Source organism: Kitasatospora sp. YST-16, from assembly GCF_026802215.1.
GTDB classification, from domain to species: domain Bacteria; phylum Actinomycetota; class Actinomycetes; order Streptomycetales; family Streptomycetaceae; genus Kitasatospora; species Kitasatospora cineracea.
This window is the reverse complement of sequence record NZ_CP113837.1, coordinates 6,028,344-6,044,932: the sequence shown is the minus strand read 5'-3', so window position 1 is coordinate 6,044,932 and position 16,589 is coordinate 6,028,344. Positions and strand designations below refer to the sequence as shown.

Genomic DNA, 16,589 nt, shown 5'->3' with positions numbered 1-16,589 from the left:
GGGCGGGTCAGCGCAGTTCGAGGACGTCGGCGAGGCCGGCCTCGGTGAAGGCGGCGAGGAGGGGTTCGCGGCCTTCGGTGAAGTGGGCCCAGCTGTCGTAGTGGACGGGGACGACGCGGCGGGCGCCGAGGATGCGGGCGGCCCGGGCGGCGCGGGTGCTGTCGAGGGTGAGCAGGGCGTTGTCGAACAGGCCGACGCGGGCGGCGCCGGCGAACAGGACGGCGGTGTCGACGGGGCCGACGCGGTCGGCGATCCGCTGGACGACGTCGAGCGAGGCGTTGTCGCCGCTGACGTAGACGACGGGCAGGCCGTCGCCGGTGAGGACGAAGCCGATCACCTCGCCGACCACCGGTTCGCTGCCGTCGGGGCCGTGCTGGGCGGGCACGGCCGTGATGGTGACGGGCCCCAACTCGACCTGCTCCCAGGGGGCGAGGCCGCGGGCGGTGCCGCCGAGGCGTTCGGCTCCGCCGCGGGTGGTGAGGGTGAGCGGGACGTCGGCGAGCAGGGCGCGGCCGCCGTGGTCGAGGTTGTCGGGGTGCTCGTCGTGCGAGAGCAGGACGGCGTCGACCGGCCCGAGGGCGGCGGGGTCGACGGTGCCGGGGAGGGTCTTGGTGAGGAACCGGCCGTCACCGCGCGGGTAGTCACCGGGGGCGTCGAAGGTCGGGTCGGTCAGCAGGCGCAGGCCGCCGTACTCGATCAGGGCGGTGGGGCCGCCGAAGACCTGGACGGGCACGGTGGGCAGAGCGGGGACAGCGGTCATGGCACACCTCACGCATCGTCAGTTCCCTCACGGGGAACCATTGCTTTCTCCGTGAGGAGAATCTAGCGTCACCTCACGGAGAACCGCAAGGTTCAACGTGAGATCTGGAGGGTCGCAGCCGCAGCGGCAGCCGATCCGCCCACCGCGCGTCGACCAGTCGACATATCAACCGGCACACCCCTCCTCACGGCCAACACCGGCCTTTACCATGAGGGACATGAGCCAGCGCACCACCAGCACCCGCCCGGCCACCCCGGCCACCCCAGCCGCCCCCGCCGCCCCGCCGCCCGCGCCGGGAGCCGAGCAGCACCCCGCGCTGGACTTCGCCAACTCGCTGCTGACCCTCCCCGCCGGGCCGCTGGACCTGCTGGCGGCACCCGCCCCGACCTCGGAGTGGCTGACGGCCCACGACCTCGCGCCGGAAGGGAGCCAGGTGCGGGAGGCGTGCACGGCGCGGCTGCGGACGTTCCGGGAGGCGGTGCGCGAGCTGCTGGAGGCCGCGGTGGCCGGGCGGCCGGCCCCGGCCGGGGCGCTGGCGGCGGTGAACGGGGCGCTGACCGCGGCCCCGTCGGTGCCGCTGCTGCGCTGGGACGCCGAGCGGGGCCTGCACCGCAGCCTGCCGCACCCGGCCGACCGGATCGCCGACCGGGCGATGGCCCGGCTCGCCGCCGACGCCGCCGACCTGCTGACCGGCCCGGACGCCGAGCGGCTGGCCCGCTGCGGCGGCACCCCGTGCACCCGGTTCTACGTCCGCACCCACGCCGCCCGGCACTGGTGCTCGACCCGCTGCGGCGACCGGGTCCGGGCGGCCCGCGCCTACGCCAGGAAGCGCGCGGCGGAACAGGGCTGACGACCCGTCAGGGGGAAAGCGAGGACCCCGGCCGGCCCGCAGGCCGACCGGGGTCCACTGTTCAGCTCCCGGGCTCCGCCGCCCGGGCCTCGCGCGTCAGTGCGCGGCAGCGACCGGGAAGGTCGGGTACTCGACGCCGGAGACGTGCTGGACGACCCGGACGACCTGGCAGGAGTAACCGAACTCGTTGTCGTACCACAGGTACAGGATCGCGTTGTCGCCCTCGACCTTGGTCGCGCCCGCGTCCACGATCGAGGCGTGCCGGGAGCCGATGAAGTCGCTGGAGACCGCGTCGGGCGAGTCGATGAAGTCGATCTGCCGCTTGAGCGGGGAGGTCAGCGAGACGTCCCGCAGGTGCTCCAGGACCTCCTCGCGGGTGGTCTCCTGCGCCAACTGGAGGTTGAGGATGGCGATCGAGACGTCCGGCACGGGGACGCGGATCGAGCTGCCGGTGATCTTCGCCCGGAGCTCGGGGAGGGCCTTGGCGACCGCGGAGGCGGCGCCGGTCTCGGTGATGACCATGTTGAGCGGCGCGGAGCGGCCCCGGCGGTCGGCCTTGTGGTAGTTGTCCAGCAGGTTCTGGTCGTTGGTGAACGAGTGGACGGTCTCCACGTGGCCGCGCAGCACGCCGTACGCGTCGTTCATCGCCTTCAGCGGCGGCACGATCGCGTTGGTGGTGCAGGACGCGCAGGAGATGATCTGCTCGTCCGGCTTGACGGTGTCGTGGTTGACGCCGTGCACGATGTTCGGGACGTCGCCCTTGCCGGGGGCGGTCAGCACGACCTTGGCGATGCCGGGGCGCAGGTGCTTGGAGAGGCCCTCGCGGTCGCGCCAGCGGCCGGTGTTGTCGATCAGGATGGCGTTGTCGATCCCGTACGCGGTGTAGTCCACCTCGCTGGGGTCGTTGGAGTAGATCACCTGGATCGCGTTGCCGTTGGCGACGATGGTGTTGGTCGCCTCGTCCACGGTGATGGTGCCCTGGAACTGGCCGTGGATGGAGTCGCGGCGCAGCAGCGAGGCGCGCTTGACCAGGTCGTCGCCGCCGCCGTTGCGGACCACGATGGCGCGCAGCCGCAGGCCGCCGGCCTTCTCGACCAGCAGGCGGGCGAGCAGGCGGCCGATCCGGCCGAAGCCGTAGAGGACCACGTCGCGCGGGGCCTGGCGCTCCAGCTTGTTGGCGCCGGTCGCGCCCGCCACCGCTTCGGCGGTGAACTCCGCCGGGGACAGGCCGCGGTCGTCGGCGCGGTGGGCCTCGGCGAGCAGGCCCAGGTCGATCTGGGACGGGCCGAGGTCGAGGGCGGCGAGGGCCTGGAGGAAGGGGAAGGTCTCGGTGATCGAGAGTTCCTCGCCGGCGATCTGGCGGGCGAAGCGGTGCGTCTTCAGGATGCTGACCACCGACTTGTTCACCAGGGAACGGCTGTGCAGCAGGATGGTGACGTCCCGCTCGCGGTGCAGCCGCCCGATGATCGGGATCATCGTCTCCGCGAGTTCCTCGCGGGTCTTCCAGTCCGTGAACACGTCGTCGTTGACAGTCACAATTCAACTTTCGAGGGTGGGCCGAGCTGAGGGTCGGCCGGTTTTGAGGGTTGGCCGAGCTGGGGCGCGCCCCATGCTAGCTTCGGCTTCCCGGCCCGCCCGGCGCCGGTCCCCTCCCGGGCCCGCGGCGGTCCGCCCCCGAACGCCCTGGTCGGCGTGACGGCGGCCACACCGCCGCGCGGCGGCGGCCGGTTGGGCCGGACGGACCACCGGACATGACGGCCCGTCAGGTCCCACCTGCGCGGTCACAGCACGTGACAATAATCACTTGCGTAACATTAGTCACTCCCGTGAGTGACGAGCTGTCAGTTTCCGGGACAACGGACCGGGTTTACCGGCAGAGTAGGAGTTCCCGGCCGAGGCCAGGCCGAGCAGGTCGGGCCCGCCGCGAGCGACGGGACAGCTACCCATGGGACATGAGGCCTTCCAGCGGGCCGCACTGGTGTTCACCCTGTTCGACACCAACGGGAACGGGGTGCTCGACGCCGAGGACTTCGACCTCATGACGGAGCGACTGCTGACGGTCGCCGAGGACTCGCCGGCCGCCGACCGGCAGGCGCTCGCCGACAGCCTCAGCCGCTACTGGCAGGTGCTGTCGGAGACCCTGGACACCAACCGGGACGGCCTGATCAGCCCGGAGGAGTTCCGCGGCTTCGTGCTGAACACCGAACTGTTCGGCGCCACCGCCGCGGCCTTCGCCGAGGCGCTCGCCGTGCTCGGCGACCCGGACGGGGACGGCCTGATCGAGCGCCCCCGCTTCCTCTCCCTGATGACCGCCATCGGCTTCGAGAGGCCCAACATCGAATCCCTGTTCAACGCCTTCGGCCCGGACGCCGAGGACCGGATCACCGTCGGCGTGTGGGCCGAGGGCATCCGCGACTACTACTCGCCCGAGAAGGTCGGCATCCCCGGCGACCACCTGGTCCCGGAGTCCTTCTGACCTGACCCAGCCCGACTCGACCTGGTCCGACCTGTCCTGACCCGGTTCGACCTGTCCTGACCCGGTTCGACCCGAACCGACCGCCGTCCCGCCACGGCACCGCCACACACCCCACCGCCACGGCACCGGCCCTCCGGCCGCCGAAAGAGCCCGCACCGACGTCGGCCCCGCCGACGCCGGTCCCAGCCATGCCGCCGCCCGGCCGCCGTCTCCTCCCGCACCACTCCCAAGGAGCCACGCAGTGACCGCACCCCTCATCGCCCTCGCCGTCGGCCGCGGCACCGGCCCGGACCTCGCCCCCGTCTTCGAGCGGGTGCTCGACCGGATCACCCGGCTGCACGGCCGGCAGGTCCGGGTGGAGCGGTCGCCGCGGACCTACCACTCGTACGTCTCGCTGCGCGCCGAGGCCGCCGGCACCGCGGAGATCGCCGCGCTCACCGAGCAGGACGCCGCGCACTACGAGCGGTTCTGCCGCGAGCAGGCCGCCGCCGGGGCCCGGGCGGTGTTCCGCACCGCGATCAACGCCCAGTCGCTGTACCTGGTCCGGCAGCGGCTGGCCGCCGTCAAGGTCGAGCCGATCACCGCCGGGGACGCCCGGCTGCTGCTGGTCCGCGACCAGGCCCAGGGCTTCTACACCGGCGAGAACCTGCACACCCCCGGCAAGGTGGTGCGCACCATGGAGTTCAGCCGCGACGTCACCGAGCAGGTGGTGCGCTACGCGGTGCGCCGCGCCCGCGAACTGTGGGCCGAGGGCCCGGCCCGGGTGCAACTCGCCTACAAGTACCACCTGCTGGACGGGGCGCTGGACGACTGGGCGCAGGGCCTGTCCGCCGAACTCGGCCTGGACGTCGCCCTGTTCCAGCCCGACACGGTCAACCGCAACCTGATCGCACACGGCCCCGCGGACCGCACCCTGCTGGTCGCCGGGAACGAGTGGGCCGACATCATGCACGTCGTCCTGCTGGACCGCTACGGCTCGGAGCGGCAGGAGAACCGCTGCACCGAGAACGTCCACCTGCACCCCGAGCTGAACGGGCTCCCCGAGTACCAGACCGTGCACGGCTCGGCCGACGACCTGGCCGGCCGCGACCTGGTCAACCCGCTCGCCACCGTCCGGGCCGCCGCCCGGATCGCCGAACGGCACGCCGACTGCCCGGGCGCGGAGGCCGCCGTCGAGGCCGCGATCGCCGCCGCGCAGGCCGCCGGGGCCCGCACCCCCGACCTCGGCGGGACCGCCGGCACCACCGCGGTGGTCGACGCCGTCCTTGCCTCCCTTGCAGGAACGTTCGTGCCGGGCCCGGCCGGAGCGGTCGAGGACACCCGTCCCGCCGGGGCCGACCAGGGCATCCGCCCCGCCGAGGGCCGCCCCGCCGGTGGCCTCCGCGCCAACGAGGACGCCGCGGACTCTGCGGGCGCCACGGACGCCGCGGACGCCACCGCGACGGCGGCCGCCCGATGAGCTCCGCGGCCGCCCGCCCGCAGGCCCCCGCCGGGACGGCGCTGGTCGTGGTCGACCTGCAGAACGACTTCTGCGCGGGCGAGGTCGCCGCCGCCCGCTTCCCCGGCGACCCCGCGCTGCTCGCCCGGGCCGTCGAGGGCAGCGTCCGGGCCGTGCACCTGGCCCGGGAGAGCGGCGTCGAGGTGCTGTTCGTCCGCTTCCTCGGCGACCCCGCCCACCAGGGCCCGGCCTGGCGCAGCCGGGACGCCCGGCTCGGCAAGCGGCCCAAGTGCCTGGAGGGCAGCTGGGGCGCCGAGTTCCACGGCGTCCGGCCCCGGCCCGACGAGGCGGTGTTCACCAAACCGGCCTGCTTCGACGCCTTCCAGGACCCGGAGTTCGAACCGCACCTGCGCCGCCGCGGCCTCCACCACCTCGTCCTGGCGGGCCTGTTCACCGACGTCTGCGTGGACTCCACCGCCCGCACCGCCTTCCAACGCGGCTTCCACCTCACCGTGCTGCGCGACTGCACCACCGCCCTGCACCTGGCGGACGCCGACATCCTGCGCTTCATGAGCCGGGTGTACGGCGCGCGGATCACCGGGCTGGACCAGCAACAGCCGTTCTCCGCCGACGAGTTCACCACCGGCAGAGCCGGCACCGGCGTGGAAACGGACGCGGACGGCGTGCCCGCCGCGCGGGCCGCCGGTGCGGCGGAGCAGCCGGGGGCCACGCCGACCGGGCGGTGACCACCCCCGCCCCGCCCAGGCGCCCCGCTCCGCTGCTTCCCCTTCCACCCCTTCACCGCTTCACCGCTTTCCCCTTTCCCCCTTCACCCCTACCCCTGCGAGAGAACCATGCCCGGAACCCTCGGGACCACGGCGGCCCAGCAGTGACCGCCCTCGGCACCACCACCCTCGACACCCTCGGCACCGCCCGCCCCGACCCCGGGGTGGAGGCCGGCGTCGGCCGGACCGCCCTGCTGGTCGCCAACGCCCGCGCGCTGGAGGCGCGCCGGGCCGAGGCGCTGGCCGTCGACCCGTTCGCCGCCCACTTCGTCCGCGCCTCGCCCGGCTGCGCCGACTGGCCGGACGACCCGGCCCGCGTCGCCCCGGGCGACCCGGTGTGGGAGCGGCTGGCCGCGTACTTCGCCCTGCGCACCCGGGTGCTGGACGACCACCTGCTCGGCGCGACCGCCGCCGGCACCCGGCAGGTCGTCCTGCTCGGCGCCGGCCTGGACAGCCGGGCCCACCGGCTGCCCTGGCCGGCCGGCACCACCGTCTGGGAACTCGACCGCCCCGAGGTGCTCCGCTTCAAGCAGCGGGTCCTGGACGGCCTGGACGCCGCCCCCGCCGCCGACCGCCGCACCGTCCCGGTCGACCTGCGCGACGACTGGACGGGCGCCCTGACCGCCGCCGGGCTCGACCCGGCCGAACCGGTCGCCTGGCTGGCCGAGGGGCTCTTCCTCTACCTCCCCGCCGAGAGCGAACTCGCCGTCGCCACCGCCCTGGACGGCCTCAGCGCCCCGGGCAGCACCCTGGCGTACGAGGTCAAGAACGGCCTGGAGTCCGCCACCGTCCGGGCCGCCCCGGTCTACGCGGCCGCCCGCGAGCGCCTCGGCGTCGACCTGCTGGCCCTCTTCGCCCCGGGCCCCCGCCCGAACACCGCCGCCGCCCTCGCCGCCCTCGACTGGGCCACCACCGTCCGCTCCCCCTTCGACCACGCCCCCGCCTCCCGGCTGCGCCCCGAACCGCACGACGCCCTGGCCGCCAACCGCTGGGTCACCTGCACCAAGCACACCGGGGCCAGGACGGTGGTCCGGCTGCCCTAACCGCACCGCTCCCGCTGCGCCGACTGCCGCAGCCGCGGGCCGAGTTCGGCGATCAGGCGGCGGTAGGTGTCGAAGGCCGGCTTGGGCGTGTGGTCGTCGCGGAGCAGGCCGAAGTGGTGGAACGGGCTCCCGCCGGAGCTGTCCGCGTCGCGCAGGGCGAACAGGGCGTAGCCGTCGATGTTGAGCGGTCCGGCCCGGTCGGCGACGGTGCGGATCACCGTCTCCAGGGCGCGGGCCTGGGCGTCCTCGGGGCGGCCGGGGCCGGTGGGCCAGCCGTTCTCGCAGATCCGGATCGGCGTCCCGGCCGGGATGCCGGCCTTGGGCAGGTCGGTGTGCCGGAAGGTGTGCAGCAGCCAGGCGGTGGCGTCGGCGAGGCGTTCGGCGGGGACGGGGCGGAAGACGTCCGGGAAGCAGTCCAGGCCGACGTAGTCGAGCGCGTCCAGGAAGCGCCGGTCGGCGAGGCGTCCCAGGTCGGGCCAGAAGGTCGCGGCCGGGTCGAGGGTGGGGACGGCGTTGAAGCCGACGGCCGCGTCCAGGCCGAGCGCGCGCACCTCGTCCTTGGCGGCGACCACCCCGGCCACCAGCGCCTCCAGCACGCCCGGGACGCTGCCGTCGAGCACCGGCAGGTCGGCGTTGGGCTCCTCGCAGACCTGCACCGCGCCGAGCCGTCCGCCGAACTCCCGCACCTGGGAGCGGACGTACGCCTCCCAGCCGTCCCGGCTGCCGCTCGGTTCGCGGAACTGGAGGACCAGGTCGACCCGCCGCCCGGGCCGCTCCAGGTACGGCTCCCAGCCGTCGGGGGTCTGCGGCGGCGGGGTGACGGTGCGGGCGAAGGAGCGGTAGATCCGGATCCGGAAGCCGGGTTCGGCGCCCTGCAGCAGGTCGAGCGCCGCCGCCAGCCGGGCCGGGTCGTCGGGGCGGACGGGGTGGACGATGCCGTGCTCGTCGCCGAGCAGCGCGCCCGGGTAGATCCCGAACCCGAACTCCCGCCGCGACCCGGCACCGCTGCTGCTGTCCGTCGTGCTCGCCACTCCGGCCCCCTCGAAAATCTTGGTGTCACTCCAATTTTTCAGTGACCCTACCATTCCGTACGATGGGCGCCATGGGCCTTCGTGAGACCAAGAAGCGGCAGACCCGCACCGCGATCGCGGACGCCGCACTTCCGCTGTTCCTGGCGCACGGCTTCGACCGGGTCACCGTCGCCGAGGTTGCCCGGCACGCCGGGGTGTCCACCAACACGGTGTTCAACTACTTCCCGACCAAGGAGGACCTGTTCTTCGACCGGCAGTCCGAGGTCGAGCAGTACCTCGCCGCCCTGGTCGACCCGCTGCCGCCGGGCGCCTGCTGCCCGGCCGCCGCCGTCCGCGACGACCTGTGCGCCGCCCTCGGACGCGGCGACCCGGCGCTCGGACTCGGCCCCGGCGCGGCCGACTTCTTCCGCACCGTCGAGGCCAGCCCCGCCCTGCGCGCCCGCGAGCGCGAGATCGGCGAACGCGTCGAAACCGCCCTCGCCGCCGCCCTGCCCCCTCCCCCACCGCCCCCCTGCTGGCCGGCGCCCTGGCCGGCCTCCACCGCGCCACCCTGCGCGAACTGCGCCGCCGCATCCTGGCCGGCGACCCGCCCCCCACCGTCGCCGCCGACCTCACCGCGGCCGCCACCGCCGCCTTCACCCCGCTCTGCCCCTGCCCGCCGCCGGACGACAACGGCGCCCCGGCCGCGCTCGACGGGAGCACCGGCCGGTAGCGGGACGGCTCCCCGAACGGATGGAACCGCCCGCCGACCGGGTAGGAGTAACCGTTGTCCGGGTCGGGGGGATCCCCCCGGTCCGCGCAGAGGTCGAACCGTCCGAGGATCGACGAGGCGGCCCCCACCGCCCCGGGATGGGCGGGGCAGGCCGACCGGCGAGGGGAGAGGTGGTGGCGGGATGGAACCGGCCGGTGTGCTGGGGGTGTTCGGGCACCCGGACGACGAGTCGTTGGCGGCGGGCGGGCTGCTGGCGCGGCAGGCGGCGGCGGGGGCGCGGACCGGGGTGGTGACCGCGACCTGGGCGGAGGGGACCCACCGGGTGCCGGAACTGGCCCGGGCGCTGGCCGAGTTGGGGGCGGGAGCGCCGCGGCTGCTGGGGTACGCGGACGCGAAGGTGCCGGAGTCGGCGCCGGGCGCGGCCCGGCTGCTGGACGTGCCGGTGGAGCGGGCGGTGCGGCAACTGGTGGGCCATCTGCGGGAGTTCCGGCCGGACTGGGTGGTGACGCACGACGGGCACGGCGGGATGACCGGGCACCCGGACCACCGGCGGACGCACCGGGTGGCGCTGCTCGCCGTCCGGGCCGCCGCGCTGCCCGGCCGGTTCCCGGAGCTGGGCGGGCCCTGGCGGGTGCGGCGCCTGCTGTGCGCCACCCATCCGCACTCCGCCGCCCGCGCGCTGGGGCCGCTGCTGCTGCGTCCCGGGCGGACGGCGTACACCGTGCCGGACGAGGAGGTGACGGCGCTGGACGTCTCGCCGTGGCTGGAGCGGAAGTTGGCGGCGGTGTTCGCGCACCGCTCGGAGGTGGCGCGCGGCGCCCTCCCGGGCCGGCTGGCGGCCGCCGCCCCGGCGGACCGGGTCCGGATGGCGGGCACCGAGTGGTACCAGGAGGTCCCGCTGCCGGGCGCCCCGGCCGGCTGAGCTCCGCGCCCCCGGAGCACGTCCCGCCGTCCAGGGGGTTGACGCGGCACTCCCGGGAAGCGAAGGTGAGCGAAATCATCTGACATGTTGCGTGTGACATTTCATAGGCTCGATGCCATCGCCGCGGCCGCCACCGCCGGGGCGGGGCCGCCCGCACGCGAGGAGGGCCGGCCGTGGACCTGGAACTGCGACACCTGCGGGTGCTCTGCGCGATCGCCGACAGCGGCAGCGTGGGGCGGGCCGCGGCGGCGATCGGCGCCTCCCAGCCCGCGACCAGCACCCAACTGCGGCGGATCGAACGGTACTTGGGCGCGATGGTGTTCGACCGGACGGCCGCCGGGGTGGTGCCCACCACGTTCGGGGCCGAGGTGCTGGCCGCCGCCCGCGAGGTGCTCGCCCGGGTCGACCGGCTCGGCCAGGCCGCCGCCCCGGACGGCGAACGCCCGCACCGCGAACTGCGGCTGGCCGCCGGCTGCCCGGCCCTCACCCCCGGCACCCTGGCCCGGGCCCGGCAGTTGCGCCCCGAACTGCGCTTCGCGCTGACCCCGCCCGACGACCCCGAGCGGCCCTTCGACCTGGCGCTGCTGCTCGACCACCCCGGCTCGGGCCTGCGCGCGACGCCGGCCCTGGCGGCCCGCGCCGTCGCCACCGAGCCGGTCTTCGTCGCCCTGCCCGCCGCCCACCCGCTGCGCCACCACGCCGAGCCCGCGCTCGCCGACCTGGCCGGCGAGCGCTGGCTGCTGCCCGCCGCCGACGGCGGCCCCTGGGCCGGACTGCTCCGGACGGTCGGCGAGGCGGGCGCGTTCGCCCCCGCCGAGGTGCGCGAACTCCCGTACGGGCGGCGGGAGGTGCTCGACCTGGTGGCCGCGGGGCTGGGCGCGGCGCTGGTACCGGGCAGCACCGCGCCGGTGCCGGGCGTCGCGGTCAAGCCGCTGCTGGGCGCGCCGCTGTGGCTGCGGTACGTGCTGCTCTGGCGGCGCGCCACGGTCGGCCCGCAGCTGGCCGACACCCTGCTCGGCGCGGCCGCCGCCGCGCACCGGGAGCTCGCCGCCGAGGCCCCCACCTGCACAGCTGGGCCGCCCGGACGTTCCGCCCGCCGCGCACCTGAGCCCCCGCCCCGCCCCATCCACGCCCCCGTCCCCGCCCCACCCCAAGGTCTTCCCTTCCGTGTTATGCCGCGTTCATGCAATGTCATATGACCTGTGACATTGTTCTGACGCTGCCTCCGGTGCCAGGATGCTCCCGCGTCACCCACCCCCTCCGCCGTGCTCAGTGAGCTCCCTCCCCAGGAGAAGCAGTGCGTCTGCGCATACCCCTCCCCACCCTGGCCGCCGGTCTGCTGGCCGGCTGCGCCACCGCGGCCACCCTGCTGCCGGTCTCCCCGGCCGCGGCCGCCACCGGCGGACAGCCCGCGAAGACCGCCGCCGTCCGGTCGGCCGCCCCGGCCTCCGCCCCTGCCTCCGCCGCGGACGCCGGGGCTCCCGGCGGGGCCGTCCCCAAGCCGCTCGGCCCGGTCGTCGCGGCCGCCCCCGACACCCGCACCCCGGTCGCCGCCCCGCTGCCGCCCGCCCTGCTCGGCCAGGCCCAGCTGGGCCAGCCCGCGGGCACCGCCGTCCAGACCGCCCCGCGCCCGGCCCAGCAGGACGCCGCCGCCAAGGCCCCGGCCACCAGGGCCCCGGCCGCCATGGGCCTGGCCGCCGCCGCCGCGCAGAGCTGCACGTACGGCGACTTCGGCAGCCGTTCCGGCGCGGACCTGGTGAACTTCGTCAAGGCGTCGACGACCAGTTGCCTGGGCACGCTGTACAACGTGACCGGCACCGACGCGGGCGCGGTCTTCAAGCAGGCCAACATGCTCACCGTCGCGGGCGCGTTCAAGGACCTGGCGGCGTCCTACGACGGCACCAACACCTCCGGCGTCCTGCAGCTGGTGCAGTTCCTGCGGGCCGGCTACTACGTGCAGTCGTACTACCCGGGCCAGGTCGGCGCCTACGACGGCACGCTGACCACCGCCACCAGGGCGGGCCTGGACGCGTTCTTCGCGGGCCCGCGCTGGAAGGACGTCACCGACGCCAACGGCACGGTGCTGTACGACGTGCTGGTGCTGACCGACAGCGCCAACCTCCAGGCCGCGTACCTGGCCACCTACCAGCAGGTGCTGAACGGCTACACCAACGCGTACAACGCGGCGCCGAAGATGGTCAACGCCGTCAACGCGGTGCTGTCCGCCCCGCTGTGGCGCGGCAACTGGAACGGCGACTTCGTGAACGCGCTGAGCGCCGACACCTCGCTGATCAGCACGCTCGGCAGCTTCACCATGAACCACAAGGACCTGCTGGGCACCGCCAACGCCTTCCTGGACGTCAACGCGGGCAACGACCTGGCCCGGATGTCCGGCGACAGCCCGGCGATCGAGGCCGCGGCCCGCCCGCTGATCAAGCAGATCCTGGACAGCACCCCGATCGTCGGCAGCGGCGGCAGCCTGTACGTGCACACCGCCTACCAGGCCACCACCTACGACAACGGCCAGTGCGGGTACTACGGCACCTGCAACCTCCCCGCCAAGCTCGCCGACGCCGTCCTGCCCAACGTCCTGGTCTGCGACAACAAGACGCTGCGCGCCCAGGCCCTGACGGTGGCCCAGCTCCAGCCGGTCTGCGACAGCCTGCGCGGCGAGGACGCCTTCTTCCACAACCTGGTCAAGGACAACGGCCCGGTGCCGAACCAGTACGGCAAGACCCTGGTCATGCCGGTGTTCGCCAGCTCCGCCGACTACCAGACCTACTCGTGGGCGATCTACGGCAACTCCACCGACAACGGCGGCCAGACCGTCATGGACGTCACCGACCCGAACAACCAGCCGGTGTGCGTGATGTACCAGAAGTCGTGGAACGACGACTTCGCGGGCAACGTGTGGAACCTCAACCACGAGTACACCCACTACCTCGACAACATCTACGACATGAAGGGCGACTTCGCCGCCGAGACCTCCGTCCCGGACATCTGGTGGATCGAGGGCGTCGCCGAGTACCAGTCGTACGCCTACCGGGGCGTCACCGACACCCAGGCGATGGCCGAGGCCGCCAAGCACACCTACAAGCTGTCGACGGTCTTCCAGAACACCTACGGCAACTCGGACTCCACCCGGGTCTACCCGTGGGGCTACCTCGCCGTCCGCTACATGGTCGAGAAGCACCCGGCGGACGTCCACACCATGCTCGGGCACTTCCGCACCGGCGACTACCAAGGCGGCTACGCGGTCTACAACGGCCTCGGCACCTCCTACGACGCCGACTTCGACGCCTGGCTGACCCGGTGCGCGGGCGGCGACTGCTTCGCCACCGGCCCGACCGCGCTGTTCGACCAGTCCGTGAACGGCGCCACCGTCACCCTGACCGACCGCTCCGTGGTCACCAACTCCCCGGCGCAGATCACCGGTTGGCACTGGACCTTCGGCGACGGCTCCTCCTCCGACGAGCGCAACCCCGCGCACACCTACGCCAAGGCCGGCACCTACACCGTCGCGCTGACCGTCACCGACGCCAACGGCCGCTCCACCGCCACCCCCGCCTCGGTCACCACCACCGTCGACGGCGGCAGCGGCCCCGTCGTCCTGCCGCTCTGCACCGACCAGCGCACCGACGCGATGGGCCAGAACTGCCGCCGCACCGGCCGGGCCCGCACCGCGGGCGGCATCGACTACCTGTACGTCTACCTGCCCGCCGGGACCAGCACCCTCAAGGTCACCACCAGCGGCGGCACCGGCACCGCGTACCTGTACTACAACGACGCCACCTGGGCCTCCCCGAGCGCCTTCACCGCCTCCTCCACCAACCCGGGCACCACCCAGTCCGTCACCGTCACCAACCCCGCGGCCGGCTACCGCTACCTGAGCCTGTACGCGGCCACCGACTTCTCGGACGTCACCGTCAGCACCCAGTTCTGACCCACCGTCCCCCACCGCCCGGGGCAGTCGCGGCCACCCGCCACGACTGCCCCTCCGGCGTGTTCGCCTGCGTTCGCCTGCGTTCGCCTGCGTTCACCCGGCCAGGCGGCACACCGCGTCCGCCCGCAGTTCGGCGGACTCCAGCGGGCTGTCACGCAGTTCGGCCAGCCGGTCGGCGAGCCGACCGCCGCCGGGGGCCCAGCCGGTGGCGGCGGCCCAGGGTTCGGCGACGGCGGTGACCAGGTCGACCACCGGGTCCTTGACGTCGGCGTAGGTGTCGAGGTCGGCGACGGCTTCGGCGAGCAGCTGCTTGAACCGGGCGTAGCCGGGCACCGCCTCGGGGTGGGCCCGGAACCAGTCGCGGAACAGCAGCGCGAGCCGCTCGTTGGGCGAGCCCAGCAGCCGCACGTGCAGGTTGCAGTCCGGCCCGGCGGCCGGGTCGCGGCGCAGCCACAGCCGTTTCGCCCACCGCGCGGGGTCGTCGTCGCTCCCGGCCGGGACGTGGTCGTGCCGGTGCGGCGAGCGGCGGAACCCGAGCGCGGTGAGCGGCCCGTCGAAGTCCCGCCCGACGGCGTCCAGGTCCGCGACGCCGATCTGCACGTCCAGCACCGGTTTGGCGGCCAGGCCGGGGACGGCGGTGCTCCCGATGTGCTCGACCCGGACCGCCGCGGGGCCGAGCGCGGCGCGCAGGTCCGCGATGAGCGCGGCCGCCCGGCGGGGCCAGTCGGGATCGTGCGGGAGGACCAGGACGACGGGGTGCGGGGCGGTGGACATTCCGCCGAGTGTAGGTGCGCGGTGGCGGCGGGGCGCCCGTTCTGCCTCTGTCACGACCCGTCCTGAGCCTTGCGCGTCCCGGCGGGCCGTTCGCGGCTCAGAAGGCGTGGCTGCCGAAGCGGCCCCAGGCGACGACGACGGCGAGGGCGAACAGGACCAGGTTGACCGGGAGGGACTTGGCCTCGCCGCGGCGCAGGTGGACGGCGGCGGCGCCGACCATGGTGACGGCCAGGCCGGTGGCGGCCCACGGGACGAGGACGGGGGCGATGTCGGTGGCGGCGGGGAGGATCAGGCCGAGGGCGCCGAGGACCTGGGTGGCGCCGAGGGCCTTGATCGCGCCGGGCGGGACGTCGGCGGCCCAGCCCATGCCGGAGGCGACCAGCTTCTCCCGGGGCTGGGAGAGCTTCATCAGGCCGGAGGCGGTGAAGGCCAGGGCCAGGACGGCGGCGATGATCCACAGGGTGATGTTCATCAGGTGCTTCTCTGCTCGATGACTTGAATGTTCAACCAGAAGGTAGGCGGGGATGACTTGAAAGGTCAAGTCATTCGACGGCCGACCCAGGTTGAACATTCAAGTCAAACCCGGCGTTTTCGGTCGACCGCCCCCGTACCATGGCCCCCATGAGCACCGATGAACCCCGCTGGCTGGACGCCGAGGAGCAGGAGACCTGGCTGGCCCTGGCCGCCCTGCTCGTGCGCTTCCCGGCCGCCCTGGACGCCCAGTTGCAGCGCGACGCCGGCCTGTCGCACTTCGAGTACCAGGTCCTCGCCGGGCTCTCCATGACCACCGGGCGCACCCTGCGGATGAGCGACCTCGCGGAGTTCGCCGCCTGCTCGCTCTCCCGCCTCTCGCACACCGCCAAGCGCCTGGAGGGCAAGGGCTGGCTGCGCCGCACCCCCGACCCCGAGGACGGCCGCTACACCCTGGCGGTGCTGACCGAGGAGGGCTGGGAGAAGGTCCGGGCCACCGCCCCCGGCCACGTCGCCGAGGTGCACCGCCTGCTCTTCGACCCGCTCACCAGGGCCCAGTACGGCCAGCTGAAGTCGATCAGCCGCCGGGTCAACGACGCGATCGGCCCGGGCCGGGCCTGCCCGCCCGGCCACGGCGCCTGAGCTTGTTGTTCAACCTCGCAGGTCGAGTGACCTGCGAGGTCAAACAACAAGCTGAGACGGGACAGCACTGGTCAAACTTCGGTGGGACGGGTCAGCTGTCCTTTGCCAAGTGACCTTGACCGATTGACAAGCGATCTTGACCGATAGCCGCGCGCCAGGTGCGGGAGCGACGGTGCCCCGTCCCGGAGCCGAGCGGCTCACTCTGCAGCAGGAGACGAAGAAGGCCCAGCGGGACCACGAGCGGCTGCTCAATCACACGACCGAGGTCGAAGCCGCTTCCGAGGACATCCGGCACGCGCCCGCGTACGGCGGCGACGCCGTCCACGCCCGCGACCACCACCGCGCCCTGCCCGTCGCGGCCACCACCCTGCCGCTGCTGTGCCACCACGGGGCCGGCGCCCCGCCCTGGTACCGCTTCGGCCGCCGCGACTGACACACCCTCACCGACGTGCTCGGCCTCAAGTATCTGCAAACTGAAAGAGTTTCAGCCATAAGGCGGCCACGATCGGCCTGCGGGCCAGCTGCTGGTACTGCCATTTTGTGAGGATAAATCGCCAAAATCGGCTGGGATGGCGCCATCGAAACAAGCCATGCCACCAGTTGATCATTTTCACTAAAGATTGACTGCCTTTGAGTTTCGAGTGAATGATCGGTCTGCGTGACCAACCGTCAGGTCCGGCGGCCGACTTCGTGTGTGCACTACCGGACCGGGCTATGGAGAGCCCACCGAACGGCGGGTCCT

General features: G+C 73.9%; 15 protein-coding genes. 10 read left to right on the top strand and 5 right to left on the bottom strand.

Annotated features, from left to right (window positions below; genetic code table 11):
- Window positions 1-7: 7 nt before the first annotated feature.
- The gene (locus tag OU787_RS27370) at window positions 8-760 is read right to left on the bottom strand and encodes an MBL fold metallo-hydrolase (RefSeq protein ID WP_030463047.1); all 753 of its coding nucleotides are present in this window, start codon (window positions 758-760) and stop codon (window positions 8-10) included.
- 217 nt (window positions 761-977) lie between these two features.
- On the opposite strand from OU787_RS27370, the gene OU787_RS27365 reads away from it, so the two are divergent.
- Window positions 978-1,610: a CGNR zinc finger domain-containing protein gene (locus tag OU787_RS27365; protein WP_268660935.1), complete on the top strand. Its 633-nt coding sequence runs from the start codon at window positions 978-980 to the stop codon at window positions 1,608-1,610.
- A gap of 96 nt (window positions 1,611-1,706) precedes the next feature.
- Here OU787_RS27365 and OU787_RS27360 read toward each other — a convergent pair whose 3' ends face one another.
- Window positions 1,707-3,146 (bottom strand): glyceraldehyde-3-phosphate dehydrogenase, encoded by a 1,440-nt coding sequence (locus OU787_RS27360; protein WP_268660934.1) that lies wholly within the window; start codon window positions 3,144-3,146, stop codon window positions 1,707-1,709.
- Between the two features lie 409 nt (window positions 3,147-3,555).
- On the opposite strand from OU787_RS27360, the gene OU787_RS27355 reads away from it, so the two are divergent.
- The 4 genes from OU787_RS27355 (at window position 3,556) to OU787_RS27340 (ending at window position 7,352) form a co-directional block, all read left to right on the top strand.
- Window positions 3,556-4,086, top strand: coding sequence for an EF-hand domain-containing protein (locus OU787_RS27355; protein WP_030463050.1), 531 nt, complete (start codon window positions 3,556-3,558; stop codon window positions 4,084-4,086).
- Window positions 4,087-4,327: 241 nt separating this feature from the next.
- On the top strand, window positions 4,328-5,545 hold the full coding sequence (locus OU787_RS27350) for an isocitrate/isopropylmalate family dehydrogenase (RefSeq protein WP_268660933.1): 1,218 nt from the start codon (window positions 4,328-4,330) through the stop codon (window positions 5,543-5,545).
- On the top strand, window positions 5,542-6,270 hold the full coding sequence (locus OU787_RS27345; RefSeq protein ID WP_268660932.1) for a cysteine hydrolase family protein: 729 nt from the start codon (window positions 5,542-5,544) through the stop codon (window positions 6,268-6,270). Before OU787_RS27350 ends, OU787_RS27345 begins: the two co-directional genes overlap by 4 nt.
- Before the next feature lie 143 nt (window positions 6,271-6,413).
- Entirely contained in the window at window positions 6,414-7,352 is a 939-nt protein-coding gene (locus tag OU787_RS27340) for an SAM-dependent methyltransferase (RefSeq protein ID WP_081967233.1), read from the top strand.
- Here OU787_RS27340 and OU787_RS27335 read toward each other — a convergent pair.
- The gene (locus OU787_RS27335) at window positions 7,349-8,383 is read right to left on the bottom strand and encodes a hypothetical protein (protein WP_268660931.1); all 1,035 of its coding nucleotides are present in this window, start codon (window positions 8,381-8,383) and stop codon (window positions 7,349-7,351) included. The genes OU787_RS27340 and OU787_RS27335 overlap by 4 nt on opposite strands.
- Window positions 8,384-8,454: 71 nt before the next feature.
- Between OU787_RS27335 and OU787_RS34655 the strand changes: the two genes are divergently transcribed.
- The 3 genes from OU787_RS34655 to OU787_RS27315 all read left to right on the top strand — a co-directional run bounded on the left by OU787_RS34655 (window position 8,455) and on the right by OU787_RS27315 (window position 13,960).
- Window positions 8,455-10,017, top strand: coding sequence for a PIG-L family deacetylase (locus tag OU787_RS34655; protein ID WP_327059427.1), 1,563 nt, complete (start codon window positions 8,455-8,457; stop codon window positions 10,015-10,017).
- Between the two features lie 173 nt (window positions 10,018-10,190).
- A complete protein-coding gene (locus OU787_RS27320; RefSeq protein ID WP_268660930.1) occupies window positions 10,191-11,216 on the top strand; it encodes a LysR family transcriptional regulator in 1,026 nt (341 codons plus the stop codon).
- Window positions 11,217-11,314: 98 nt separating this feature from the next.
- Window positions 11,315-13,960 (top strand): collagenase, encoded by a 2,646-nt coding sequence (locus OU787_RS27315; protein ID WP_268660929.1) that lies wholly within the window; start codon window positions 11,315-11,317, stop codon window positions 13,958-13,960.
- A 93-nt stretch (window positions 13,961-14,053) separates the two neighbouring features.
- Here OU787_RS27315 and OU787_RS27310 read toward each other — a convergent pair whose 3' ends face one another.
- Together OU787_RS27310 and OU787_RS27305 are read right to left on the bottom strand one after the other, a co-directional pair.
- Window positions 14,054-14,734, bottom strand: coding sequence for a GrpB family protein (locus tag OU787_RS27310; RefSeq protein WP_268660928.1), 681 nt, complete (start codon window positions 14,732-14,734; stop codon window positions 14,054-14,056).
- A 97-nt stretch (window positions 14,735-14,831) separates the two neighbouring features.
- Window positions 14,832-15,206 (bottom strand): DoxX family protein, encoded by a 375-nt coding sequence (locus OU787_RS27305; protein ID WP_268660927.1) that lies wholly within the window; start codon window positions 15,204-15,206, stop codon window positions 14,832-14,834.
- Between the two features lie 149 nt (window positions 15,207-15,355).
- Here OU787_RS27305 and OU787_RS27300 point away from each other — a divergent pair, with 149 nt between their 5' ends.
- Together OU787_RS27300 and OU787_RS27295 are read left to right on the top strand one after the other, a co-directional pair.
- The gene (locus tag OU787_RS27300; RefSeq protein WP_268660926.1) at window positions 15,356-15,847 is read left to right on the top strand and encodes a MarR family winged helix-turn-helix transcriptional regulator; all 492 of its coding nucleotides are present in this window, start codon (window positions 15,356-15,358) and stop codon (window positions 15,845-15,847) included.
- 172 nt (window positions 15,848-16,019) lie between these two features.
- Entirely contained in the window at window positions 16,020-16,280 is a 261-nt protein-coding gene (locus OU787_RS27295; protein ID WP_030464430.1) for a hypothetical protein, read from the top strand.
- Window positions 16,281-16,589 lie beyond the last annotated feature (309 nt).

Excerpts from the sequence above, each read along its gene's own strand:
- OU787_RS27370 (WP_030463047.1), bottom strand. The coding sequence starts at position 760 with ATGACCGCTGTCCCCGCTCTGCCCACCGTGCCCGTCCAGGTCTTCGGC.
- OU787_RS27365 (WP_268660935.1), top strand. The coding sequence starts at position 978 with ATGAGCCAGCGCACCACCAGCACCCGCCCGGCCACCCCGGCCACCCCA.
- OU787_RS27355 (WP_030463050.1), top strand. The coding sequence starts at position 3,556 with ATGGGACATGAGGCCTTCCAGCGGGCCGCACTGGTGTTCACCCTGTTC.
- OU787_RS27345 (WP_268660932.1), top strand. The coding sequence starts at position 5,542 with ATGAGCTCCGCGGCCGCCCGCCCGCAGGCCCCCGCCGGGACGGCGCTG.
- OU787_RS34655 (WP_327059427.1), top strand. The coding sequence starts at position 8,455 with ATGGGCCTTCGTGAGACCAAGAAGCGGCAGACCCGCACCGCGATCGCG.
- OU787_RS27310 (WP_268660928.1), bottom strand. The coding sequence starts at position 14,734 with ATGTCCACCGCCCCGCACCCCGTCGTCCTGGTCCTCCCGCACGATCCC.
- OU787_RS27305 (WP_268660927.1), bottom strand. The coding sequence starts at position 15,206 with ATGAACATCACCCTGTGGATCATCGCCGCCGTCCTGGCCCTGGCCTTC.
- OU787_RS27300 (WP_268660926.1), top strand. The coding sequence starts at position 15,356 with ATGAGCACCGATGAACCCCGCTGGCTGGACGCCGAGGAGCAGGAGACC.